Consider the following 25,228-nt stretch of genomic DNA (forward strand, 5'->3'; position numbering starts at 1 on the left):
ATTACACTAGAACTAATTCTGGAGGTGTTGATAAGTGAGTCATCTTTCTGTTGAAAATTTACGTTGTGAATATTTGAATAATCCGTTAGGTATAGGTGTGACCCGCCCAAGGCTTAGCTGGCAGTTAGCTGCTGAAGGAAAAGGTGTGAACCAGGCGGCTTATCAAATTCAGGTTTCCAAGGCTGATGAAACGTTTGCCAGCTTGCATTGGGATAGCGGCAAGGTTTCTTCCAATCAATCCATTCACATTACTTATGAAGGACCAGCCACAGAATCCCGTACCCGGTATTATTATCGCGTTAAGGTGTGGGAACAGGGCGGCAGCTTGTCTGACTGGAGCGAAACTGCTTATTGGGAGACAGGCATCATTAAGCCCGAAGAATGGACTGCTGACTGGATTACCTGCGATTTGGCCGCTCACGACCGGCTGCCGGACGCATCCCATATGCTGCGCAGAAGTTTTGTACTATCAAGTAACATAAAATCTGCAAGAATATATGCCACTGCGCTGGGCTTATATGAGCTTGAGCTCAATGGAACACGCGTTGGTGACGAACAGTTTGCCCCAGGCTGGACAAGCTACAAGACGCGGCTGCAGACGCAAACCTATGATGTAACCTCCCAGCTTCACGAAGGTGAGAATGCATTAGGTGCGCTGCTCGGAAATGGTTGGTACAAGGGCAATCTCGCTTGGGAAAATCAGCACGATTATTATGGAAAGGAACGCGCCCTGCTGGTAGAGCTCCATGTTTGCTATGAAAACGGTGAATCCACAGTTATACGCAGCGACGAAGCGTGGAAAGCGGAAACAGGTCCAATCCTGATGTCGGAAATCTATCATGGTGAAACGTACGATGCACGGTTGGAACGCAAAGACTGGAGTACAGCCGGATACAAGGATTCAGCATGGCTGCCAGTATCCTTGCTGGACAAGGATAAAAGCAACCTGCTTCCACAAGAGAATGTACCTGTGCGAATATTGCACGAATTGTCACCGGTCGAGCTCATTCATACGCCAGCAGGAGAAACCGTACTTGATTTTGGGCAAAACATGGTCGGTTGGGTTGCCTTTCGAATTCGGGGCGCTGAGGGCAGCGAGGTAAGCTTGCAGCATGCCGAAGTGCTTGATCATGAAGGCAATTTCTATATCGAGAACCTGCGGGCAGCCAAACAGACAAATCGCTACACGTTAAGCGGAAATGGCGAGGAAAGCTATGAGCCCCGTTTTACATTCCAAGGCTTTCGTTATGTTAAGCTGGAGGGCTTCCCGGAGGATCTGTCCTTGGATGATTTCACCGGCAAGGTCATTTATAGCGATATGGAGAACACCGGGCATTTCGAGTGCTCCGATGAAAGAATTAATCAACTGCAGCGCAACATAGTTTGGGGACAAAGAGGCAATTTCCTGGACGTTCCGACGGATTGTCCGCAAAGAGATGAGAGGCTCGGCTGGACAGGAGATGCGCAGGTGTTTATTCGCACTGCCAGCTTCAATATGAATAGTGCCTCCTTCTTTACGAAATGGCTGCGGGATTTACAAGCCGACCAGTTTCCGGATGGGGGAGTTCCATCTGTAGTTCCCGATGTGCTGCCGAATTCTGAAGCTGCCAACTCATCTGCCTGGGGAGATGCAGCTGTGATTTGCCCATGGACGATTTATTTGTGCTATGGGGATGTTCGCATTCTTGAGGATCAATATGAAAGCATGAAAGCCTGGGTTGAATATATCCGCAGCCAAGGCAGTAACGAATATTTGTGGAACACAGGGTTTCATTATGGAGATTGGCTGGGTCTTGACGCCAAAGAAGGCAGCTATATCGGGGCAACGCCTTCTGATTTCATCGCTACCTCATTCTTTGCTTATTCGGCACATTTGCTTTCCCGTGCAGCTGAAGTACTAGGCTTTGAGCAGGATGCCATTCATTATCAACAGCTGTCGAAACGGGTTGCAGAGGAATTAAACCGGGAATTTATTACGCCTAGCGGAAGATTGGCAGCACCCAACCAAACAGCGCATGCCCTCGCCCTGCAATTTAACTTAGTAGAAGGCGCTGTTAAGGAAAGAGTATCTGCTACTTTGGCGCAAATGGTGGCCGATAATGGCTTCCATCTGACAACCGGCTTTGTAGGCACCCCTTATCTATGCCATGCTTTAACGCAAAACGGTTATAATGAAACAGCTTACCGCCTTGTGCTTCAAGAGGAATATCCATCCTGGTTATACTCCGTATCCAAAGGAGCAACCACAATCTGGGAGCATTGGGACGGCATCAAGCCGGATGGATCATTCTGGAGTAAAGATATGAACTCCTTTAACCATTATGCCTATGGAGCTGTAGGCGACTGGCTGTATCAGGTTGTCGCCGGCATTGATTTGGATGAAGCTAATCCAGGCTACAAGCACAGCATTATTCATCCGCGGCCGACAGATGGGATTAGCTTTGCAAAGGCTTCGCTTGAGACTCTTTATGGCGAGCTGTCAACAGATTGGAAGATTGAGGATGGCCGCTTCAAACTTGCGGTTCGCATCCCACACAATACTACTGCTACCGTTATATTAAATGGCGCCAGCTTCAGCGAATTGACTGAGCAGGGCCAAGCTGCCGATCAATTAGATGGAGTTATCGATCGTAAGGAACATGCCGAAGGAGTTACGCTTCATCTCCAATCAGGGACTTATAGCTTTGAATATCCTTGGCAACAGCAGATTAAAACGCAAGCTTAATAGAATAGATTTATACTCGAAAGCAGCAAGCCCCAGACAACATCATTATGATGTTGTCTGGGGCTTACTTCCTTATAGTCCCGCTAAGCAATGCTGCATATTTATTATCCTCTTCATTGCTCTATGCTGAACAGCTCCTCAAGATCCTTGTCTAGAAGATCGCTCAGCTTCTTAGCCGTGCCAGGTCCCACTGGTTTAAGGGACCTCTCCAATAAGCTAATAAACGCGTGGCTTAATCCGGATTGCTTCGCCAAATCCCTCTGTGAATAGCCCTTGAGAATTCTAGCTTTGATGAATACCTCGGACCGCGCAACGATTTTCACCCGCACCCCACCTTGTTCTCATTCCGTTCCCCTGGCTTCCATTATATCACTTTATTTCACTTATGCAACCAAATTTGTTTACTTAAGTATTACACATTTCAGGAGTTATTCAATGAGAAATAACTGAAAGCTGATAGGAAAAGGCGATTGTCATCACTAATGTAAACTGTTATTATAGTATTGTTAACTAATGTTTACTTTATCTTATTTATCTTATCTATCTTATCTATCTTAATTATCTTAAATGAGGGTGACTCTATGTATTTTTATGATAAATTGAAGGATTTGCGCAAGATGAAGGGCTTCACCATCCGTGATTTAGCGGATCGCTCCGGTGTGTCTGCAGCGTACATCTCTCAGCTTGAGAATGGAAACCGCGGAGTTCCTTCGCCTGATGTATTGATGAAGCTTTCTGAAGGACTGAATACTTCCTATTCGGAACTTATGGAAATTGCCGGATATTTGGAATCTCAGCATACAGATCGGGAAGTAGTCAACAATCCGGTTAACTTGAGAAGGTTTATCCGCGAGAATCAACTGATGTTCGACGGCTCCGTACTTACTGACGCCGATAAGGAATGGGTAGAACGTATGCTGACTGTGCTTTTCTGGAAGGAACGGCATAGAAATGAGGAAGCCTGATGGATTACTCCGGGCTTCCTTCTTCATTTAGCTTATAGGTCATATAGGTACTTGCCGACTGCTTATCGTTTGTATTCACCGAATCGAAAAGCGATCTAAGCACAATCACATGATCTTCTCTAATTTGCTCTGTCGTAAAGCCAGCAGGAATTAGAGTCCTCCCGCATGTACCCGTGCTTGTTCGACAAGCAACCAGCTCATTATATGTATCCGCCGCTCCGTATCCGTTATTGGTATACAGCGTGAAATACAACACACCGCGATCAAGCAGCAGCTTTCCCAGGTTCGTCTGAAGCTGCCGGAATAATAGGCTCACCTCTCCGCTTGCCAAATCAATTTGCAAAACATTATACCCCTGAATCAAATAAAGTCTGCCCTGCTCCTCATCTAACACATAGGAATTCTCACCCGTAACCGTAGTTGCATAAATGGCATCCGGCCTCGTTCTTGGAAACAGTATCTGGCGCTGCCACTGACCTGAGCTGTTAAACACATGAATGCGGTCGTCAAGAACGACGAGCACTTGATTTTCATACAGGATCAGCTTGGGATGTCCGTAAAGATTAGACATAGGTCCGATAAAATGAGAAATCAAAGTTTTCTTCTCGCTATCTACAATATAAAGCCTGTCTTCAAACAAGGTCCATTCGATAGACGGGGATTGCTTAAAATAACTATCAGCTAAAAGCGTTACCTTTTGCATCGGGCTCTGTTGAATAGGTACTGCCTCCGCTTGTAATGACGTTTTAAGCTTTAGTTCGCTTGTGAAACGCATAGTTCCGTGAAGTCCCTTGACTTCAATCTCGCCTCTACCCAGATCCATGATTCCAGAAGGAACAGTTACATACGTCTCGCCCACAATATCCAGCTTTTCGTTCAGCTTAAGAATCCGGTTTCCGAAAGTATCCGCCACATACCAAAAACCATCCTGAAGGATATAATCCTGCGCCGCGGTGATCTTGACATCATTGCCTGTCGAAGTATGGGCCGATACTGGCAGCTGGCCTAATTCTTTGAAACCTGCTTTGTCCCATTGCTCCAGACGGTCTACGGTTAGTATGTACCATGCTTCACCAAATTTGCGGAGCTTATTGCGGGAAGCGAGATCTTCACTCCCTTTGCCGTTGCTATTGCTATTGCCATTGCGCTTGCCAAGCTCAGCCAGCAGAGCTTCAGGAGCTTGCCCCTGCTTCACTTGCTCAGCATGCAGGTCCAGCAAGGTTAACGGCAAGGAGATTTCCATTGTCACTGGCAATGGCTGTGCTTCGGAAGCGGTTTCACCAGGCAGAAGCTGCTTCATCCATAATGGCTGCGGATCCTTCATCCGGTTATTGATCAAATCATAATGTGAAAGAAAGACCCTCGCTCCATCCTGAACTCCTTCCCACATCGAACCTTTCCTGTTAAGATCAGTAATAGCACCTACAGACAAAGATATGACATGATCTTGTAGGGGAGATACCGCATCCTCAGAGGAAAAAGAAATGGTATCGATAAGACCATCAGCCGCTTTCACAAAGCTTAAACCGTTAAAGACCTCCCAGCCTTCCTCCAGCAGCTTTGGCTGATCTTCCATAATAAATGCTTGATTGGAGGTTAAAAGCACCATATTTCGTGCACCTGCATGATTATTTACCCTTAACAGTACATGCGCATCACTTGCAGCTCCTGAACGATAGCCCGCTGCCTGTGCGTGATCTGTACTCAACACTTTACTCTGTTCCAGCTTGAAGCCGGAAAATCGGTAGGCACCTGCATAAGAGCTGTTATTTTGATAAATCAAAAGACCTTCTGCATCTTCCATAACAAATAAATTTGTGCCCGTAACATTCAGTTTCGTCACTTTGTCAAAGGATAATGTCCCTGCATCCCGGGTAGAAGCTATCCATCGGTCCGTTGCTTCCATACTTTTGTAGGGAGAATAATCATTAATGAGCAATGGACCCTTGCCTGTAGAATCAATCATAAATTCAGCATATGTGCCATTATTATTAACAAGCACTGCCGCCGCTGCGGGTTCCTCAGAAATTGACATTGCAGCTACACGTGCAGGGGAAAGCGGGAGCTCACCCAATCTTTTTAAAGGATTTGGATTTTCGCTGGCAAGGTTGATCTCGTACCATTCGCCTTTTGACGACTCCTCGTCCGGGCCAATGGGAAACCCTATGTAAGCTACCTGTCCGCTTCGCCAAACGTAGCCATCCCTTTTAGTTGGAAAGACGATAGGAATGCTAGGATAGTTGGTTTCTCCAACCTTCTCATAGAGCAATTGATTACCTTGTAAATAAACAACCTCCCGGTTGCCCTGAACGAGGGTGATAGGCTCTATGGAATCTGTGGAAAATAGGCGGTCTGCCTGCTTCCAACTATTGATCTCATTCATGCGCACCTGCAAATTGGCCTCTGCTAACTCTCTATAGTCAGGAGTGGCTTCAGGCTGTACGGTTGATATTACAAGGGGAGGCGCTTCCAATTCAGGTTTCTCTTCATGCGATACAACGAAATAAGCCGTTATGCACGCAGCGACCAGAATCAAACCGGCCAAGCCACCTAGCCTTACTCCTAAATTCATATAAATCCTCCCTATTGGACAGGAAAAGTAATGGATTCATGCTTTTGGCGAAAAAATGAGACATTTTTAGAAAAAATGGCACGTTTTTCATCCGCTTATATTCTACCATAGGAACGAACAGGATAGGCGAAAAAAGATTAATAATTATGTAAAGGACTGGTGAATCTATTGATTAAAGGATTAACAAGAGCAGGAATTGGCAACGTTGGAGATTTCCAAAACTTCGTGAAGCTGGCCTCACAATACGGCTTTGCAGCCGTTGATGCCGCAGGCAGTGAGCTTGAAGCACTGATTGCCGATAAAGGGCAGGAAGGCGCTTCCGGGTGGCTTAAGGAGCAAGGCGTGCAAGTTGGCACTATCGGACTTGCTCCCGAGTGGAGAAGCACGGAGGAACAGTTTCGCAGCGGATTAATCCGCTTGACGCAGGATGCGGCCGCAGCCGCGGCGCTAGGATGCACAACATGCTGCACTTATGTGCTCCCTTCAACCGATTATAATGCAGCTCATTTTATGGCTCTTGCAACACGACGGATGCGCATTTGCGCTCAAATCCTAGGCGCTTACGGTATCAGACTTGGACTTGAGTTTGTTGGCCCTCATCATCTTAGAACCGCCTGGAAGCATCCCTTTATTTGGGATCTGGATAGTACCTTGGATTGGATTGAGGCAATTGGTGAACCGAACGTCGGCCTTCTCTTTGATGCTTATCATTGGTACACCAACGAGCATACACTTGAAGATATATACAAGCTTAAAGCCTCACAAATCGTACACGTACATATTAATGATGCAGCAGACCTGCCCATTCCTGAAGTGCTGGATAATGCACGTGTATATCCTGGAGAAGGCGTTATCGATCTCGGAGGCTTTCTTGGCGCACTGAAGCAGATTGGGTACCAGGGTGTCATTTCTCAAGAAATCTTGACCCGTGAGCCATCTGATGAGCCTGCCGAAGTGCTGCTGAAGCGTTCCCAGGATGGCTTTAACAAAGTTTACAGCCTAGCAGGACTGAATTAATCATCACTTTCCGTAAAAATCAAATCCACAACCGCAGTAAGCGAACAAGCTCTACCCGGTTGTGGATTTACTATTGCTAGGCAATCGGATCCTGGGCGCCAAGAAACCCTACACGGGTCTCTTCCTATCCACAATCCCGAAGATCGCTACCATTGGTAATTGGTATCTCCGAAAGAACCGCATCAAACCACTTCTTCTTCCTCCATCATCGCTCTAGTGACAGCAGCGTAGCTGGTAGGAGTTTCCCAAAGTCGCACTTCCTCAAGTTGAATGCTCGGATACAGGGCTTCCTCGACTAGAGCACCCTGAATTTCCTCATACATCCAAACCACCATATTTTCAGCCGTTGTGTTCATGGGCGGCAAAACCTCATTTAAATATTTATGATCCAAACGGTCGATAACCCGTTCCTTGGTGATTCTTTTGACATCTCCAAAGTCGATAGAGATACCTCTCGCGTCCGTCTTACCACGCATAATTACCTGTACCTTGTAAGTATGACCGTGCAAGCTTTTACACTTGCCTTCATAATTATGCAAATGATGTGCGCTATCAAAAGTAAATTCTTTGGAAACCAATACCGATTTGTTATGATATTTAAGTTGATGCTCTTGGATGTCGCGTCCCAACAATTCAATGTTTTTCGGGATTTCATAACCCATATCTCTCACCTCATCTATATAAAAACATCGAATAGAAATCAAATATGATTCATTGTATCACGGCACATGAAAATAAGGAATAATGAGAGTTTATCCTTCATTCATTCCAACGGTTGCCTCCGGCTTCTTGGAGTCCAGTCCAAGTGTCCCCTGATATCATGCCCCCTTTCATTCTCAATGCGCAGATCAGCTTCGATTTTGGCAATCAACTGGTCGATCTGGTCAACAACCATATCTGGAAGATCCACTTCTTCCAATGATTTGACGATATACAGCAGGCATCTCAAGGTTTCGTCCATAAGTCCCTTCTTCTTCCCCTCAATGACCACTTCCGTTAGAAAAATGAGATGATTCAGTTCCTCCTGCATAAGCTTCATAGGGCATGTCCCCTTTCTACTTATAATTATCTTACATTTTTCCAGGATTAGAAAGAAGCTTGACAACAAATACTGTAATACTTATTATTATATAAAGAATCTGTTATTGAATTGAGTACAGTTAAGAACTAATACAAAGAGAATGCTGGAGGGAAATAACATGTCAACCCAAGTTCATAATGAAATTATTAAGGTAATGGAAGAGCGGCACGCAGTAAAGGAATATCAAAAAGGAGTTAAAATACCTAAAGAACATTTGCAGCAGCTGCTTCAAGCTGCTACACTGGCCCCTTCCGCCTGGAATCTTCAACACTGGAAATTCCTTGTTATTGAAGAAGATGCCTACAAAGAAAAATTGCTTCCCATTGCATACGGACAGAAACAAATTGTAGAAAGCTCCGTTGTTGTCGCCGTTCTTGGCGATTTGCAAGCTAATTTAAAAGTTGATTCTGTATTTGGTCCGCTTGTTGAAGCAGGTTTTCTACCACAAGAGACCAAAGATGCTCTCGCCGGCCAAATTAATGGCGCATATCAAAATAGTCAGGTTGCTCGCGATGAAGCCATACGCAACGCTTCCCTTGCAGCCATGCAGCTAATGCTTGCCGCCAAAGGCCTTGGTTATGACAGCGGCCCAATGGGCGGTTTCGACCCTGCGAAGCTAATTCAAGAATTTAATATTCCTGAACGTTATTTGCCGGTCATGCTCATTGCAGTCGGGACTGCCGCAACACCAGCCAGAGCTTCATCAAGATTATCGCTAGATGAAGTAGTTGTATCCAATACGTTTTAATTAGCAAACATATAGCACATCAAAGGACGCCTTGCGGCGTCCTTTGATGTGCGTGTTCGTGACTTGGGTGCGTTGCGGAGGGAATGGCTGTAGGCTCCAGCCCTGTTAAAGATTTGTTACCTGAATGGAATGGATGAGTAGGAAGGAACAAATCATTAAAGGCGGACGCTACCGCTCTTCTGCCCACACCATACCCTCTTCTCAGCTACAATCGTTCGAATGGCACGAACACCAAGCTCAAACTTACTGCCAGCCTAGCGGCGCAGGCGCTGGAGATGAAGAGCCCGCGCAACTGAGAAGGAGCTGATGCTTTAATGATGTTTTTCATCGTTAAAAGCATCAGTTCCTCTCCACACCCTTACTTTAACGATGAAAAACATCGTTAAAATCCCTTTTAACCACCCTAAGAGGCCATCCGTCCTCTTTTAACGATGAAAATCATCATTAACGTGACGGATTGACCTGGAATTCTTGCTTTAGCGATGAAAAACATCGTTAAGTGGAGTACACGCTCATTTCGGCGGAGGGCGGGCTGCCAAAAGGATTCTACAATCGATCATCCTCCCCACATCACTTCCCGATCAGCTTCAAAGTGCCGAACGTGTCTCTCTCAAAAAGACGACTGCCAGCAGAAGTTGCTTTCCTGAGTTTTAAAGATGTTTGTTAAAAAGGATCTGGCTATCCCTCAATGAAGTTGGTCAGTTTCGAACAGAAGCTCATCAATCAGCTTGTTACGGAATAGAACTGAAATGTTAACCGATTCAAATTCCTTTTCTTTCTCCAGCTCTTCAAGCAGAAGCATAGTGATTAGCTCACGATCGTCAGCATTCCCCGGTTCACGCAGATCAACGTAGCCAGTTAACTGCCTGCGGCTCATATCGATTGTAGCCGTACCAATCGGCAGCCCACCATACGACTGCTGATAAATTTCATAAGTAATCGTATCTTCATCATCCCGGGCAAGAACAAACGTATACTCATTGCGATCAGGAGCGCTTCGGTGTTCAAGGATATCATCGATCTCATTATCCGTGTCTTCCAGGTCTTCCATGCTTCCTATAAATTCTAAATCCGTGGTGAGCTCATTATGCAGCAAATCATAAGTATCAATAATCTCAGCGTTAAAAATCATATTCAAATAATAAGAATCGATTTCATCCTCATCAAACTCTGATACGATGACCTCCGCTGCCCGTTCCATCTCTTCTTCAACCGGATACGTTTTCCAATTGATATTTCCAGAAATATCTGGCCCATGAATATAAAGCGTAACTTCGGCAATAAGCTCTGAATTGTGGTCATAGATATAGTATTCAACAGCATTGTTTTGTTCAGTAATCATGACCAGCTCGTAATCTGCTTCTGTTAGCTCCGTTTCCGCTATATCCATGTAATCACTGTCGTCGGGGTTAATATCTTCAAAGAAGGTTTCATCTTGAACCCACTCGAACGAGGCTATTTCCTCCGCTTGATTATCTATTGTCACGATATGATCGTAAGAGCTGCACGTAACCACTACCTCACAATCCATCACGCCAAGTGATTCAATTAAATGCTGCACATGAGTCTGCAAGAAATTAACAATATACGTCTTATCAGAGGCGGATAAAGATTCCTGCTCCAACTGAATCGCGCCGCACAACCGATCGGATTCTCTATATACAAGCGTTAGTGTACCTACGAACTGATTATTAAGTACAATATCACTAACTTCTCCTCCAGCAGTTTTCAGATTGGGTCTTAGCGTCAATCCGGTCATCTGTTCAAACGCCTCCTTTACATAATTTCAATCCGTATATTGTCCAATTAAAGCCCAAATTATTACTCCACGGGGCAAAAGACTATACACAAATGACTACAACCACATATGTTGTAATTAACCGACAACGATTATACGTGATAGACCAGTTCTACAAATACTAACTGTCGGAAACAATATGAGCAGGGGAGGTTTTCCAATGTCTGCTGTAGGAGCGCACACATCAACTGGAGCAATTCTGGTATTGTTCATTTTGTTAGTCATCATTTCCAGTTCATTCATGATCTAACCTAAGTAAATATCAACCAACCGTAGTCTTTCGGTGAAAGACCACTTTTATATTGGTGAAACACAAAGGACAGCCCATAGTGAGGCTGTCCTTTGTTTCAAGCTTAATTTACTGCTTTTACTGCTTATAAACAATATTTCACAATTGCCTCATACACACCATCATCGTTATTTGAAGCTATGACAGCATCCGCTGCCGCCTTGACACCATCAGGGGAATTTGCAACAGCCAAGCCTAATCCGGCGTAGCTCATCATCTCTATATCATTGTAGTAGTTACCAACTGCCATCACATGCTTGGCATCAATATTCCATGATTCCGCCAAATCCTTAAGCGCATTGCCTTTATTAGCCAAAGGATTCATTAAATCAATAAACAAGTCTCCACTTCGAATCATTCTCAAGCTTCCATAGAGCTTTTGCTCTTCCCAAACCTGCTGTACACGATCCAAAACTTCAGGCTGACCAAAGAGCGTAAACTTCACAATCGGCAGCAGCAGATCTGTCACATTAGCAACAATTTGCGGATCAATCAGAAATTTCTTGTACATTTGCTTCTCATACTCTTCCAGTTTTTCAATGTACATATCAAAAGGCGTATTTACATCAAAGTGGATATTTTCACTACGGACATATTGCAGCATCGATTGAATGTCATCCAAAGAAAAAGGATACTGATGAAGTAATTGCTTTCCAGAGGAATCCGAATGTACGGTTGCAGCCCCGTTATGTGTAATAACTGTACCCTCGAGCCCTAGCTCATCAAGTATAGGCAGTGTGCTCGCAGGTCCCCTGCCTGTACATAGTACGATCTGGCTGCCTTCTTCATGAACCCTGCGAATAATTTGCTTCGTTTTATCCGAAATTTGATAATTATCATTCAATAAAGTGCCATCGACATCCAATGCAATCAATTTGTAGTTCACTTTCTCTCCCGCTCCCTTTATCTTTATCTATAATTCTTCATGCTTACTTTGTCATATTGTATCATAAGAATCAGAATCAGATAACGAGCTAGCAAGAAACAACATAATTTGCTAAAGTAAAGCTATGAATTGAAACTAGGCTTCCACCCCGGCTTCTAACAGAACTTTTTTACTAAAATCCATCTTCTTAAAAGAAATGAGAGGCGATTACCATCGAAAGAATATTAAAATTTCTAAGCGCAGCTTCCATAATCGGAGCATTATTAACAGGCATCCTAATTGGACTTTACGATGGTACCGGTTATGGATGGTTGATTGCCATCACCTGGTGGGCGGGCGGAATCGTAGCAGGTATACTATTCTATGCATTTGCCATGATGCTGGAGCTGCTGTTAGACATATCTCAGGATTTAAAAGCAGTAAGAAAAAACTTCCCGAATACCAATATGCCGCCAAAGCTGGGCAACTCCAAAATGAAATTGGATTCACTAAAAGGTTATAAAATGAATGCCAAGGATTAATACATCCTGTCTTGATTCAATCAACGGACACGATGAACACCAAAGGATTTTTGCACATTTCCTATTATATGAACTGGAATATCCTGCTTTCTTACCGTCCCATTCAAATAGCGAATTTGAAAATGTATCATTTGTACTCCTGGAGGCAATCCTCCCGTCATAGATTGAAGAATAGGATCGAATAGCTCCCCTTTAAACTCCAATGGATCCCCAGAGGATACTAATATATCCTCTATAAATATGGCTTTGCCATCTAACCCGACTGTATCGAGCCAGGCTCTTGCTTCTGCAACGGGAGCCGGTGAACTGCGTGTAGCAACAACAAAAATCTCCCCGGAATAGAAATCCTTAGGCGGCTGTAATGTATTGTGTCCTCTCTCCTCGTGAAGCTGCAGCCATCGTGACGTGTATGTAACGTCAGATTGTATGGTCAATGGAGCCGTTTTAATGGTTTTCGTAATACTATGAACTGCAATTCCATCTGAAGCTGTCAAAGTAACTTTATAATCCCCTGGTAAATCAAAGCGATTTGTCCAATGTACGACATCGGTCATTACTACACTACTGTCCGGGCGGACTATCTTCCAGGTGTAAGTTAAAGCATCTCCATCAGGATCTGAGGATTGATTCGATAACGAAACCATGTCCCCCTCCCAAACAGGTTTTGGACTCCAATCAAAAGCTGCTACTGGCGGCCGATTGATGTACATCCAGGTTTGTGGCGAATAACTGGACCAAACATATCCATCGTGGACTCTTACCCATACGCGCAGCTTTACACCCGTTGGTAAATCGCTATTCACGATCCAGCTGCCCGTTGTGGAAGTGGTCGATTTGGCTATGATACCGGAATCTTTGACGATAACATTATTCGCTTCATTTGTTATTTGAACTTGAAATTGAGTAAAGGTCGTACCTGGATCTGGATCGGTCTGACTCCATTTTAGTTCTGGCCGCGTTGTACTGAATAGGGTCGGAACGGCTTGTTTACCGCTTGGAACAGTCATCGTCGCCGTTGGCGGCCGGTTCGTAATCATCCATCCGACATTCGACCAGTTTGACCAGGCGTTCCCATCACTAACACGAACAACGACCTGATACAAGGAGCCCAGGGTCAAGTTCTGACTTACTACCCAGGAGGCTGAATTCGCTGTCGTTCCTTGCGGTTTAGTCCCTGAGTCAACAAGCACTGTACCTGCCGCATTTTTAATTTGAACTTGATAGGCTGCAAAAGTCGTATTTGCATCCGGATCCGCCTGGTTCCAGGTGATCGTAGGCTGCAGTGTATTCACATAGCTTGGGTTTGCCTGCGTTCCGTTAGGAAACGTCAGAACAGCCGTAGGAGGGCTATTGGGAACAGGGATGTTGATATTAATCGTCTGCTCTACCCAATCGCTCCAGGCTCCATATTCGTCTTTCACAGCCAACCTTACTATATAGGTCCCAGTGATCTCAGGTCTTGTTAATTTCCCAAACTGAGTATTTCCAGCTGGATCCGTATAACTATACCTTCGGTCCACGACCCCTTTTGTTGTCCTGTAGTTAATCCCTGTCGCTTCGGTAGAATACTTAGTCGTACTTAGCCAACGATCAGGATCGTAACTATTATCTGTCCAATTGACAGTATTATCTCCTGCGACTGACAAAGTGAAAACGGCAATTGGCTTCCTATGAATTATGACGGTTTGTTCTGCCAAATCAGAATACTTCCTGTAGTCAGCAAATACGTTATTAGGAAATTTATAGCCAGCTGGTGCAGGATCATCTGGAATCTTGTAAGTTAACTTATACTTACCGACCTTATCTAATTCCAAATACGGTGAAGTAACCGTTTGACCATGCAATGCTGATAAACCAGAATAACCGTCCAATGCATCTAAGAACTTATTGGGTTCTGTGTGAGTAAATGACCAACTACTCAAACTAGCGATAGCCGGGTCATTCTCTGGATCAGAATAAGTTTTGTTATAGGTTAATGACGAGCCAACCAAACCAACATTCTCGATCAAAGAATCCGATCCCACATAGGTTGTTATAGCAAAGTTTCTAAATAAGCTATTAGCAGCTTCCGAGAAAGGTCCTATTTTGCCCGTCGTATACGTAGTGTCTGTTTTATCAATAATAGGTGTTCCACCTAAGTAGATACGTATCCTGGAACCATTAACTTTAACTTTTAAGCTATAGTATTGCTCATAATTTAAATTAAAGTTAGTCTCTCCTAAAATTGTTCTAACTCCAGCAACAACCTTAACAAGTCTTGTCTTTGTCGGTGTAACCTCGGCTCTATACATATTAAGATTATTAAAAATCTTAAAGCCCAAACCTATCGTTGTTGTGTCAGATTGCCTGGTGTTAAACTTGACATCCAAACTAGCTTCCCCATCTTTGAAAGTCACACTATCATTTATTAATTGCCCAAAAGAAGCTCTATCTGAGTCACCTGAAAAGACATCTGATTTGAACGACAGAACTGTAACACTAGTATCACTGTAAGAACTTTCAGCAGACCTAGACACTGTCTGATATTGCGCCTTCAATTCTCCGTCAGCTGAAAGAAACAAACTTGGCATAGGTAAAGTATGTCTAGAATTACTGCCATCTTGCCAACTAGTATCCCCGGGATCATTGCTCATAGCCGGAATATCCGCTAATTGATTTCCAAGTAGATCATAAACTAGAATATTTTTAAAGAAATTTTGTACAATAATTTTATTATCAGCTGAAACTATAGCATTTAGATATGGTAAGTAGTCAGCATATCCATTAGAGTAGGTTTCCTTACTTTTATAAGTTTTTACAAGATGTGTGGCTATTATAGCTCCAGTGGATGTGTTATAAAATCTAAGTTTTATCCTCATATCACTTCCCCAATAACTTATCGGTGGACTTTTCTCTGCAACAACAGATGTGTTTCCCACAGAAATAACGTGAGATAGTCCGACAGAGCTCATATCTGCTTGTGATTGCTCCACTAAAACAGTACCATTAGATCTCAATATTACAAATCCGCCTAATTGTGAGTTTGTTCCAATCGAGGGTGTTCCTAATACTATCCGGTCCTTTGTCCTGTGAAGCACACCCACTAAATGGTTACCAGTGTTAAATTTAGAGCTAGTAGTTATGGTTGTTCCAGAAGGATTAACAGTAAGTAATGAACAGATAAACCCTGTAGTAGACCTATGGCAATTCATATTATAAGAATTTCCGTTCTCATCCTTATCATAACCATAAGTACCATAATCCGTAAAACTACCAGTGTACCCAGTTTGGGAATCATAAAGCCTAACCTTCCCGGACCTCGGGGCTCCTGCAAATGGGAGTTCTGTAAATCTATCCGGAGGAGGATTGAATCCAGGCGGAGGAACTGTCCTATCTCCAGTTGTTGAAGATATAGGGGTTGGTTCATATGCGTTAGCCCATGTGGTAGGTATGGAATTTATGACATCAGATATTCTATACAAGTAATTTATATAACTGTAAACAAGAACACCGTTCACATAATAAGTAGTTGGGGCAGTCACCCATATTAACCCTTGCTCCCTATTCACAAACCTATAATACTCACTATATCCGTTTCCTATATTTTTACTATTAAGGGTCCCTGGAACTGGATTTGTTGCATAGGTTGCTGCCAGATTATGCCATTTCACAGCATAGCTTCCGTTATCCCATCCATACGAACCATAAATATTTGGTCCGATTTGCAATTGTGGTTGAATGGGCCCACACCCTTGTAACTGATATTGGGAGCAATACATGCTAAAGGTTGTTTTAACTACATTATTGGGTCCAATTGATTTGTAAGGCTCAATAGTCTCAGTTGTTTGAATCGCATTTTCAACTGAATTATACTTAAACCTTTTTATGTCCGAAATATCCTTCCAAGTTGTGCTAGTTGATAGCGTTGTAGCTGGATAAGTTGTAGTAGTTATGATTGGAGGCTCAGGATTATTACCACTAACAGTAAAATCAGCTGTAGGAGAATCATTAACCACCTCGAAATAAAAAGTGCCCGTTGCAGATTTCTGATACCCTAGTCCTTCCTTGATAAATATATCAATCTTACATTTCCCTACTTGTGTAGGCGTAAAATTGTACCTACCCTGCGAGTCTAGAGTCATATTCAACACCGTATCGTCTGCATAAGAACTATTATTGTTTTTATCGCAAGTGATCTTATGGGTTAGTGCTGATATTGGATCACCATCAGGACTGTGTGAGGTGTCCTTTATTGGTACAGCTGATCCACGAACCATCAAGCTCTGATAGTTTACTGATGCTATAGGAGGCAAATCCTCCTTTACTTGTAGCTGATGATTAGCAACATTTAATGATTTTAAACCATCACTATCATAAACCATCAGCGTAATATTTTGTGTTCCAGGGGTGTAATAAATATCTTGTTTATTAGTCCACTCATTCATACTATGATTAATGGATCGGCCCATCGGGCTGTAGCTCCCTGCAGCACTCCACGGTGTACTTATCGCTCTACCCTCTACCACGGTGCTAGGCCCAGAAATAACAGCCACAGGATTGGGTGGGACCACATTCAAAGTTACATATTTGGTTGGAGCAGCAGCACCTCTTGTATCGTTACCATTTAATACAACGGTATGAGAACCCAAAACATCTGCTTTAATCCACCCATAATATTCCTCTTTCTCATACCCAAAGTTATCCCAAAGAGACTTAATCCAGGGGTCCGTGCTGTTTTTGAAATCCCAATGATACATGATACCATCGCCATCTGGATCATAGGGCTCAAGTGGGTTCGTTGAGGGATCTTTAACAATTCCTAGGCCCACATAATTTCCAACTACCACTTCTTGAATCGGTGGATACGGGTACGTACTGCCTCCCATAAACCAACCACCACTAAAGACCGGCGGACGATTCGGGTTTGCTGGATCATCTATCATTTCGAACGTTTTGGGACCAATTACCTTGACGGTTCCACAAGTAGAAGTTATTTCTAACCTTACTTCGACAGTTCCTATGACTATATTTCCAGGGTAGGGAGGGCCATTAAAATCTTGTGTAGTGGGCCCACTCGGTTTTGTGCCATACCACCAATCCTTTTTGGTTCCTTGCTGCACTTGCCACTCGTAAGCACTTAATGTACAGCCCCCACCGGACACTGACACACCGACTGCAGTAAATTTATTGGTTTCCTTGTACTTGATAATAGATTTTTCAATCGTGAAATCACCTGTTATAGTTTCCGGTCCATTTGGTGTGGGTGTTGGAGTTGGTGCACCACAAGCCGCCGTTTGAGCCGTAAACGAATATTGCTCGTTGTTATCTGTTGTACTTTCTCCAGGTATGGGGTCTATCTTGATATGTATTGTCTTTGTTACGGTGTCGCTAAATATATAATTGAAGCTGCCACTCTTGGTGGCTCCTCCAGCTATATTGGAAAAGGGTATGGATACAAGTTCAGTAGATCCTATGAATATTTTAACATTGACTGATCCCGTATATGCTGTTGCCCCGTTATTGGTAAAGGAAAAATTGAATGTCTTCATGACTCCAGTTTGAACACATTGACCTGCTTGAGCGAGTGTGATGCTGCCGAGATCTGCTCCGCCGGTTCCGTTCTCGTAGGTTACGTAAACACGATCTGGGTATTGATAGGTGTGGGCTTTGAGGTTTACCTCAAAAGCTGCATAATAGACCATCATTCTTGCACCTAGAGCAGCGTGATCCTTATAATACCCTTCATGATTGAAGTTTTGGCTATACCTTACTGTAAATTGATCTGCACTAGTTGTAGTTACAGAAACAACTGTGGTAGTGGGATCGGAAAATCCAAAAGGAATCCCTGCAGGTCCATTAATCAAGATACCTGCTTTAGGAACTGCAGTATTTACAGCTTGACTAATGTTTACTACTGAGGCATCCATGTAATTTGTGGTCCCTTCTAAAACATACCCCTTATCCCTTACAGCCGGTACAGTTAAATTATTATCTGTACAATTTGGATACTTAGGCATGGCCACTCCAGCAAATACTTCGGTAGGAGCTCCAGCACCGCAAACGTTAGTTTCACCATTTGCTTTTTCCATGTGCCAATCAACTCCCCTAGTTCCTCCCGGAGAATACCTGTCCCAGGCATAATATCCCATGGCAGCAGTGTTCTTCATTGACTCAATACCAACTTTTTTGCCAGAAACATTTGGTATGTTTCCTGTCCAACTAGCATTACCGACCGCTCCTGCTAATGTAATGACCTGAGGGGCACCCATGTCTTTAGCCCACTTCACTTCTTTTATTACCTTCCCTGGAACTCCCTGGATAGTGAAATTATTGCTATTTAATGTGGTATTCTTATCATAAAATGATTCGTACCCAGCCTTCGCTGTTGTAGAGTTGTAATTGAATGTAACTACGGTATCCCCAGGAGCCGCATTAGCTTTATTCCACAGATTATCCAAGTATGAAATCGGTAAATTTTCCAAAACAATCAAACAAACAAAGAAAAAACAAATAATCCTTATATACTTCCTTTTATACAATTAATATCCACCACCTTCCATGTCTTTATTTGCTACTTTTTATTAATCAAAACCCGTAATATCATTTTAGACAAATAATTGCTTCTTGCAGGAGTATCAAGATTTATTGCCACGCTAGAATCGAGAACATATCCTTTTTTAGGGATGATCATTGCTGGAGTATCCCCTATTTGATTCTTAAAAACTAAAGTTGGTGTGTTGAGTGTGTTCTTATAGTAAAAAGCTTGTATGTCTGGACTGTTTATTCCGGACAAACTAAGACTAATATACTTGGAATAATCATTATAAAGAGACTTATCATTATTGTAGTCAACATGTGATTTGTAATAAAGGATGTAACTTTTTTTAAAGTCTTTAATATAGGGACTTGTTTCGTTACTCACATTGTTATGCCATTTCAACTTACTAATATCGCCCAATAATCCCAAATTAGGATCATTTGGATCCTCTAGGTCAATTAGAATAAGTTTGTCCAACGTGGCTTTATACTTTCCATCCTTAGACTCTACAAATAGATTACCAGGATTCCATTGACCATCTGAAAATTGCTCACCACCAAAAATCTCAGGTAGCATGCTGAAAATGTTAGTATTCTTCAAATCCAATTCTGCGTTACTCAAAGCATATTTATCGACCGGCAACTTACCACCTTCAGTGGTAGTTAAGATCCGCTCGATGATTGTAACTGATTGGGCACGAGTAGTTGGTTTCTCTGGGGCCAATTCGCCACGGGATAGTCCTTGAATAAGCCCCGTCTTGGTTGCGTTATACATGACAGATTTATCGTCAATTTGAACTGCCCTATCTTGAAATGTTTTATCAGAGGCACGAACAGAAACACGGGCCATTTCAAGGCGCGAAATTGGTTTATTGATATCTTCCAGGCGGAAATCATTGGTGCGCAAAATCCCCTTTTCTGTAGCAGCTACTATATAGGGCTCATACCATTCAGATCCTGTTACCTCGCCGGCGACTGGAAGCTTCATTGCTGTGACAGTCATTTTTATAAATTCTGCACGGCTTACATTTTTCTCTGGCCGGAAGGTGGCGTCTTCATAACCATCCACGTATTCCTTTTGGATAGCTGTGTGAATCGAATTTGCAGCCCAATGGCCAGTTACATCTGTCAGTGACACTGTCTTTTTGAGCGTTATGTCTTGAACAGAATCAGCAGCTATCTTTTGTGAATCACAAGCGGTTAGTAAGGAAGCAGCAAGTAATGCAATAAACATCTTTTTCATTTTTTTATCCCCTTCATTTGTGAACCAACATTGGTTGGTAGATTTTTTAACGGCAGTTGTCTGAACGATAACATATTATAAGCTTCCTCTTTCTTCTTAGAAGAAGAAATGCATATTTAGATGCTGATGTTTATAGTCAATTACCTCCTCAACTCAAAAATGGATAAATATTCAACTCTTCTAGTATGGCACAATATTTCAGGGAATGTATATCTAATTATCCATAAAAATACATAAAAAAACCACCCTTCATGCCGTTTAATAACGACACAATGGGCGGTTCCTCCGCACAATGTTTTCTTCACCATTTAAAATTATCATAAAATAACATATTTTTCAATACTATTTTATTTATTCTTATTGTCATTGCTTTGCCTGCTGAAGAGCTTGCAGTTCTAATGCAGTCAGCTCTCTTATTTCACCCAATGCAAGCTCATTATCTAATTGCAGTGGCCCCATCGATATACGTTTAAGGTACACTACTTTCTGACCTACTGCCTGCAGCATTCTTTTGATCTGGTGGAATTTCCCTTCCTTGATCGTCAGATGAATCTCAGCAGGTATTTGCTCCAAGGAGCTGCCTGACCGTAGAATAGCAAGTTCGGCTGGCATGGTGACGTAACCGTCCTCAAGGGTTACACCTTTTGCGAATGCCTCGATCTCTGCCTGTCCAACTTCCCATTCTACTTGCGCAAAATACGTTTTCGAGACGTGTTTACGCGGTGAAAGCAGATTATGAGCCAGCTTACCATCGTTAGTGAGCAGTAATAGTCCCTCCGTATCCTTATCCAATCGGCCGACCGGAAATAGCTCAAAGGACAGGTAAGCCGGATCCAAAAGATCTATAACCGTTCGATCACGATTATCCTCTGTTGCCGACACGACACCCTGAGGTTTGTTCATCATCAAGTATACAAATTCCCTGTAAATCACAGGCTCACCGTCAATAGTAATCTGATCAATCTGAGGATTTACCTGAATGCCACTGTCCTTGATCTTCTTTCCATTGACTGAAATCGAGCCCGATTTCGTTAACCTTCTCAGCTCGGAACGGGTTCCGAAGCCCATATGAGCAAGGATTTTATCAAGCCGCTGTGTTGTTTTCATTGTTATGTCCACCTCCAACCAGAAGGATACTCATTCTTCAGCATCCCTTCGCTCCATTTACCCCAACCGACAGCAAACCCATCGACACAGATGAGGCAGTAGCCACGGGCTCCCAATGCGGGGTCATCGCGAACAACTTCATGCTCGGCCACCTCAAGTGTCTCTCCTTTTAAATATCGAATCACTCTACCATCTGAGGTCAAAAGATTGATCGTACGCGTAGCGTCCTCCATCAAGAGACCCATAGCCATCGCATGGGATGGCTGAAAGCGCCCGCGGTGCAGCGCGCCCAAGTACCAGCCCGGCCTCACGATCTTCACGCCGTTCAGCTCGGGCAAGCCCTCCGGCGCCGCGTACGCGTGCTCGCCGAAACACACGAGCCGCTCGGCGGCTTCGGGCACCCTGCCGCTGCGCAGCAGCTCACGCCCGAACGCCTGCAGCGGCTCCAGGCTCACGCCCGCTTGCGGCGCTGCCGCGCGGGCTTCACGCAGCGCGCCTCCGCGCCCGCTGCGCTTGCTGGTTGCCGCGACAGGCTGCGCCGCGGCGCTTTCGACAACAGCTGCGCTTAGCGCCGCAGCTGTTCCCGTCTGCCGCAGCACGGCGACAAAATGGCCCTCGCCTTTAAGGCGATGGGGCCACAATCTGACCGTGTCGGCGACGGCCGCAACTGCTCGGGCCGAGTAAGCGCCCTCGCTGCACCAAGGCATACGCAGCCAGTCAGGTCTGCCTGAAGAAAAACCAACGCCAGCCGATTTTCCTTTTATTCTGTCTCTGATCTCGTCTCTGATCTCGTCACTGATTTTGTCACTGATTTTGTCATTGACTTCATCATTCATCCCATCATTGATCTTGCCTTTGAATTCATCATTCATTCCGTCATTGATCTTGCCTTTGACCTCATTATTCATCTCATCATTGACTTCATCATTCATCTCATCATTCACAAAAACCCTAACAACCTCAAAATCTTCGTGACTATCCAAAAATTCAGCAATCTGAGCCTCATTCTCCTCCGGTGAGAAGGTGCAAGTCGAATACACAAGCCTGCCGCCTGGGGCCAGCATCTGGGCAGCTTGTCCCAGCAGCTCATGCTGCATGAGCGAGCATTCCGTCACGGAGTGGCGCTCCCACTGGGCCATCATGCCCTCTTCCTTGCGAAACATACCTTCACCGGAGCACGGAGCATCAATCAGAATTTTATCGAAAAATCCGGCAAAAGGAGCCAGCATCCGTTCCGGCTTTTCATTCAGCACAACCGCATTGCGGACGCCGAACAGCTCCAGATTTTTAACTAATGCCTTTACACGGTCGGAATGATTATCATTGACTACAAGCACACCTCTGCCCTGCAGCTTTGCGGCAATTTGCGTTGACTTTCCACCCGGGGCGGCACATAGATCGAGCACACGCTCCCCGGGGTGTACATCCAGTAGTTCAACTGGAGACATCGCACTTGGTTCTTGAATATAGTAAAGGCCTGCATGATAATAAGGATGTTTGCCTGGCCTCTCTCCTTCTTCATAGTACAAACCTTCTGCAGCCCATGGAACAGACGTAACGGCAAAAGGCGATTTCTCCAAAAATTCATTCATACCAACCTTAAGCGTATTTACTCTAATTCCAAAAGCCCGAGGCTGCTCATAAGAATCCAAAAATTCCTTAAGCTCCCCGCCTAATAAGTCTTTCATCTTACTCACAAATAATTCGGGTAATTCACTTCTGCTCATCCCATCTTCCTCTCCAGCTTCCTTACCGGAAGCAGCATATCGGTATTATAGCTGACTTGTCACCAAACAGCCAATCTTTTTCTGATCCGTTAGAAGGAAACAGGACATTTGTATAGAAACTATAAATAAGTACGCAAATAACCAACGAGGTGGAACATGAAAAAACTACTTATTTATTTAGGTATTGTCGTTATTTTATTTGGAGCTTTATATGTCGTGAATCAGCAGTCCAAGAAAGTGGATGATGCTAAATATGCCGACAATCCTTACGGTGTAGCCGCTTCTAAGCTGAATCCCGCTACAGTTGCCCTTCTGAACGATCCGAATTACCAAGACATTATCCTGCCCAAAAAGCTTGAGGAAAAAATAGCAAACAAAGAAAGCTTCTTTGTCTACTATTTCAAATCGGATTGCTCTCACTGCATGATAACCACACCAGTTATTAAGCCAGTTGAAAAAGAAGCAGGTGTCACTGTCCATCAATTCAATCTTCTGGAGTATGATAAAGGCTGGCAGAAATATAACATCAGAGTAACACCTACACTCGTTTACTACAAAGATGGCAAAGAAGTAGAGCGTATGGAAGGCGGAGTACCCGAAACACCAGGTGGACCAGGCAACACCCCGGCAACTTTTAAACAATTTTTCGAAAAATACAAAAGCTAGGGAAATCGACCATAAAAAACAGCTTAACAGCCACAACAGCAGCAAAATAACAGCAACAACAAACACAAGCACCTTGACCACATTTCTCAGTGGATGCAAGGTGCTTGTTTTCTAATTATGAATCAGACAAAATCCTTATGTGGAGCTGGCGGATTGAGCTTCATGTCCACAAGAAGCTGTTCCAAGTTCGGGTCAAGCACCTTAATATCCAGATCGTAAGGCTCAAAGGGAGCCGAACTGTACTGCTGGAGCCTCTCTACATAGTCGCGGCTGTCGTCTAACAGCTTTTCAAGGTCAATACCCATAATGTCACGCGGATACGGACTCAGCTTCTCCAGTGCCGCAGTAAACAGCTTAAGAGAGCCATTGCTATTGCCGTTGAAATGATGATAAAGGCCTACTGCAACCTGCAGCAGACCTTGATATAACGTGTTGCGTCCTTCCTCCAGCCACAGTTCTTCCATCACTTCATGACACTCAAAGTAGTCTCTGGCCTCGTTAAAATAGTAAAGAAACTCCACATACAGACGATCATAAATAGCCATAAGGTCAAGCATGCTCCCCTTTTTTCGCTCGTGCAATCGCTGCTTCTATATCAGAAGACAATTCATTCAGACCTCTTGAGTCTTCTTGCTCCCATATTTCATTAAACCGAAGTTGAAATTGAGCTGCTTCCCTGATGCGCCGGTAAAAGTAAAGCTCCTGAATGTGATTAAGCACCTTATTGATCAGGCTGGAATTATCTTCAAAAAGCTTTTGGGCCTCCACAATTTCCTCGCGAATGCTCGACATCTCCTGATCCAGCAAAAAAGCCGCTTCACCCGCTTTACTCAAACGTATTCTTACATCATCGGGCAAGGTTTCTTTATATTTATAGTTCAATGAATGCTCTATCGTCGCCCAGAAATTCATGGCCAATGTCCGAATTTGTACCTCCGCCAGCAGTCTTTTCATTCCCAGCGCCGTTTGTACCGGATATTCGATAATAATGTGATAACTGCGATAGCCGCTTTCTTTTTTGTTGACGATATAGTCCTTTTCATAAACAACCTTCATATCTTGTCTAGCGCGGATGAGCTCAGTTAAATATTCAATATCCTCAACAAATTGACACATAATGCGGATACCGGCAATATCCTCAATTCCAGTCTCTAATTGGTCGCCTGGCACATTTAATTTTTTGGCTTTGTCCAAAATACTGGAAATCTTTTTAACACGGCCTGTAACGAATTCTATAGGAGAATATTCCTCACGGCTTTTCAACTCGCCGCGCAGCGTTTTGAATTTAACCTTTAGCTCTTCTATCGTTTGCTCATAAGGAAGAAGAAACTTCCTCCAGTCACGTCCATCCATTTATCTGCCTCCAT

At 43.8% G+C, this 25,228-nt stretch carries 19 protein-coding genes; 7 read left to right on the forward strand and 12 right to left on the reverse strand.

All coding sequences use genetic code 11. The features are described 5' to 3' along the window. Window positions 1–34: 34 nt before the first annotated feature. Entirely contained in the window at window positions 35–2,725 is a 2,691-nt protein-coding gene (locus J2Z66_RS03925) for a family 78 glycoside hydrolase catalytic domain (protein WP_209970048.1), read from the forward strand. Between the two features lie 113 nt (window positions 2,726–2,838). Here J2Z66_RS03925 and J2Z66_RS03930 read toward each other — a convergent pair whose 3' ends face one another. After that, window positions 2,839–3,048 (reverse strand): helix-turn-helix domain-containing protein, encoded by a 210-nt coding sequence (locus J2Z66_RS03930; RefSeq protein ID WP_209970049.1) that lies wholly within the window; start codon window positions 3,046–3,048, stop codon window positions 2,839–2,841. Window positions 3,049–3,306: 258 nt separating this feature from the next. Here J2Z66_RS03930 and J2Z66_RS03935 point away from each other — a divergent pair, with 258 nt between their 5' ends. After that, window positions 3,307–3,690, forward strand: coding sequence for a helix-turn-helix domain-containing protein (locus J2Z66_RS03935; RefSeq protein ID WP_209970050.1), 384 nt, complete (start codon window positions 3,307–3,309; stop codon window positions 3,688–3,690). Between the two features lie 4 nt (window positions 3,691–3,694). On the opposite strand, the gene J2Z66_RS03940 is transcribed toward J2Z66_RS03935, so the two are convergent. Next, window positions 3,695–6,262 carry a hypothetical protein gene (locus tag J2Z66_RS03940; protein WP_209970051.1) on the reverse strand — a complete coding sequence of 856 codons (2,568 nt, stop codon included), beginning with the start codon at window positions 6,260–6,262 and terminating at the stop codon, window positions 3,695–3,697. 168 nt (window positions 6,263–6,430) lie between these two features. Between J2Z66_RS03940 and J2Z66_RS03945 the strand changes: the two genes are divergently transcribed. Next, window positions 6,431–7,279, forward strand: coding sequence for a sugar phosphate isomerase/epimerase family protein (locus J2Z66_RS03945; RefSeq protein ID WP_209970052.1), 849 nt, complete (start codon window positions 6,431–6,433; stop codon window positions 7,277–7,279). Between the two features lie 182 nt (window positions 7,280–7,461). Here the strand turns inward: J2Z66_RS03945 and queD are convergent, their stop codons facing one another. After that, on the reverse strand, window positions 7,462–7,941 hold the full coding sequence (queD, locus tag J2Z66_RS03950; protein ID WP_209970053.1) for a 6-carboxytetrahydropterin synthase QueD: 480 nt from the start codon (window positions 7,939–7,941) through the stop codon (window positions 7,462–7,464). Between the two features lie 101 nt (window positions 7,942–8,042). Further along, window positions 8,043–8,318 carry a hypothetical protein gene (locus tag J2Z66_RS03955; RefSeq protein WP_209970054.1) on the reverse strand — a complete coding sequence of 92 codons (276 nt, stop codon included), beginning with the start codon at window positions 8,316–8,318 and terminating at the stop codon, window positions 8,043–8,045. Between the two features lie 160 nt (window positions 8,319–8,478). Here J2Z66_RS03955 and J2Z66_RS03960 point away from each other — a divergent pair, with 160 nt between their 5' ends. Beyond that, window positions 8,479–9,108, forward strand: a complete 630-nt coding sequence (locus tag J2Z66_RS03960) for a nitroreductase family protein (RefSeq protein ID WP_209970055.1) — start codon at window positions 8,479–8,481, stop codon at window positions 9,106–9,108. 685 nt (window positions 9,109–9,793) lie between these two features. Here the strand turns inward: J2Z66_RS03960 and J2Z66_RS03965 are convergent. Continuing rightward, window positions 9,794–10,867 (reverse strand): hypothetical protein, encoded by a 1,074-nt coding sequence (locus tag J2Z66_RS03965; protein ID WP_209970056.1) that lies wholly within the window; start codon window positions 10,865–10,867, stop codon window positions 9,794–9,796. A 199-nt stretch (window positions 10,868–11,066) separates the two neighbouring features. Between J2Z66_RS03965 and J2Z66_RS03970 the strand changes: the two genes are divergently transcribed. Next, entirely contained in the window at window positions 11,067–11,156 is a 90-nt protein-coding gene (locus tag J2Z66_RS03970; RefSeq protein ID WP_209970057.1) for a YjcZ family sporulation protein, read from the forward strand. 124 nt (window positions 11,157–11,280) lie between these two features. Here J2Z66_RS03970 and J2Z66_RS03975 read toward each other — a convergent pair whose 3' ends face one another. Beyond that, entirely contained in the window at window positions 11,281–12,081 is an 801-nt protein-coding gene (locus J2Z66_RS03975; RefSeq protein WP_209970058.1) for a Cof-type HAD-IIB family hydrolase, read from the reverse strand. A 311-nt stretch (window positions 12,082–12,392) separates the two neighbouring features. Here J2Z66_RS03975 and J2Z66_RS03980 point away from each other — a divergent pair, with 311 nt between their 5' ends. Beyond that, window positions 12,393–12,602 (forward strand): hypothetical protein, encoded by a 210-nt coding sequence (locus J2Z66_RS03980; RefSeq protein ID WP_209970059.1) that lies wholly within the window; start codon window positions 12,393–12,395, stop codon window positions 12,600–12,602. Window positions 12,603–12,622: 20 nt separating this feature from the next. Here J2Z66_RS03980 and J2Z66_RS03985 read toward each other — a convergent pair whose 3' ends face one another. The 4 genes from J2Z66_RS03985 to J2Z66_RS04000 form a co-directional block, all read right to left on the reverse strand. After that, the gene (locus J2Z66_RS03985; RefSeq protein ID WP_209970060.1) at window positions 12,623–19,120 is read right to left on the reverse strand and encodes a PKD domain-containing protein; all 6,498 of its coding nucleotides are present in this window, start codon (window positions 19,118–19,120) and stop codon (window positions 12,623–12,625) included. A 32-nt stretch (window positions 19,121–19,152) separates the two neighbouring features. After that, a complete protein-coding gene (locus J2Z66_RS03990; RefSeq protein WP_209970061.1) occupies window positions 19,153–20,361 on the reverse strand; it encodes an S-layer homology domain-containing protein in 1,209 nt (402 codons plus the stop codon). A 363-nt stretch (window positions 20,362–20,724) separates the two neighbouring features. Continuing rightward, a complete protein-coding gene (locus J2Z66_RS03995; protein WP_209970062.1) occupies window positions 20,725–21,468 on the reverse strand; it encodes a pseudouridine synthase in 744 nt (247 codons plus the stop codon). 2 nt (window positions 21,469–21,470) lie between these two features. Next, window positions 21,471–23,195 (reverse strand): RsmB/NOP family class I SAM-dependent RNA methyltransferase, encoded by a 1,725-nt coding sequence (locus J2Z66_RS04000; protein ID WP_209970063.1) that lies wholly within the window; start codon window positions 23,193–23,195, stop codon window positions 21,471–21,473. Between the two features lie 156 nt (window positions 23,196–23,351). Between J2Z66_RS04000 and J2Z66_RS04005 the strand changes: the two genes are divergently transcribed. Then, entirely contained in the window at window positions 23,352–23,861 is a 510-nt protein-coding gene (locus tag J2Z66_RS04005; protein ID WP_209970064.1) for a thioredoxin family protein, read from the forward strand. A 122-nt stretch (window positions 23,862–23,983) separates the two neighbouring features. Here the strand turns inward: J2Z66_RS04005 and J2Z66_RS04010 are convergent, their stop codons facing one another. Beyond that, window positions 23,984–24,406 carry a DUF309 domain-containing protein gene (locus J2Z66_RS04010; protein ID WP_209970065.1) on the reverse strand — a complete coding sequence of 141 codons (423 nt, stop codon included), beginning with the start codon at window positions 24,404–24,406 and terminating at the stop codon, window positions 23,984–23,986. A 4-nt stretch (window positions 24,407–24,410) separates the two neighbouring features. Beyond that, entirely contained in the window at window positions 24,411–25,214 is an 804-nt protein-coding gene (gene yjbM, locus J2Z66_RS04015) for a GTP diphosphokinase (RefSeq protein WP_209970066.1), read from the reverse strand. Window positions 25,215–25,228 lie beyond the last annotated feature (14 nt).

Source organism: Paenibacillus eucommiae (genome assembly GCF_017874215.1).
Lineage (GTDB): Bacteria > Bacillota > Bacilli > Paenibacillales > NBRC-103111 > Paenibacillus_AI > Paenibacillus_AI eucommiae.

Excerpts from the sequence above, each read along its gene's own strand:
- J2Z66_RS03935 (WP_209970050.1), top strand. The coding sequence starts at position 3,307 with ATGTATTTTTATGATAAATTGAAGGATTTGCGCAAGATGAAGGGCTTC.
- J2Z66_RS03940 (WP_209970051.1), bottom strand. The coding sequence starts at position 6,262 with ATGAATTTAGGAGTAAGGCTAGGTGGCTTGGCCGGTTTGATTCTGGTC.
- queD (WP_209970053.1), bottom strand. The coding sequence starts at position 7,941 with ATGGGTTATGAAATCCCGAAAAACATTGAATTGTTGGGACGCGACATC.
- J2Z66_RS03955 (WP_209970054.1), bottom strand. The coding sequence starts at position 8,318 with ATGAAGCTTATGCAGGAGGAACTGAATCATCTCATTTTTCTAACGGAA.
- J2Z66_RS03960 (WP_209970055.1), top strand. The coding sequence starts at position 8,479 with ATGTCAACCCAAGTTCATAATGAAATTATTAAGGTAATGGAAGAGCGG.
- J2Z66_RS03965 (WP_209970056.1), bottom strand. The coding sequence starts at position 10,867 with ATGACCGGATTGACGCTAAGACCCAATCTGAAAACTGCTGGAGGAGAA.
- J2Z66_RS03970 (WP_209970057.1), top strand. The coding sequence starts at position 11,067 with ATGTCTGCTGTAGGAGCGCACACATCAACTGGAGCAATTCTGGTATTG.
- J2Z66_RS03990 (WP_209970061.1), bottom strand. The coding sequence starts at position 20,361 with ATGAAAAAGATGTTTATTGCATTACTTGCTGCTTCCTTACTAACCGCT.
- J2Z66_RS03995 (WP_209970062.1), bottom strand. The coding sequence starts at position 21,468 with ATGAAAACAACACAGCGGCTTGATAAAATCCTTGCTCATATGGGCTTC.
- J2Z66_RS04000 (WP_209970063.1), bottom strand. The coding sequence starts at position 23,195 with ATGAGCAGAAGTGAATTACCCGAATTATTTGTGAGTAAGATGAAAGAC.
- J2Z66_RS04005 (WP_209970064.1), top strand. The coding sequence starts at position 23,352 with ATGAAAAAACTACTTATTTATTTAGGTATTGTCGTTATTTTATTTGGA.
- J2Z66_RS04010 (WP_209970065.1), bottom strand. The coding sequence starts at position 24,406 with ATGGCTATTTATGATCGTCTGTATGTGGAGTTTCTTTACTATTTTAAC.
- yjbM (WP_209970066.1), bottom strand. The coding sequence starts at position 25,214 with ATGGATGGACGTGACTGGAGGAAGTTTCTTCTTCCTTATGAGCAAACG.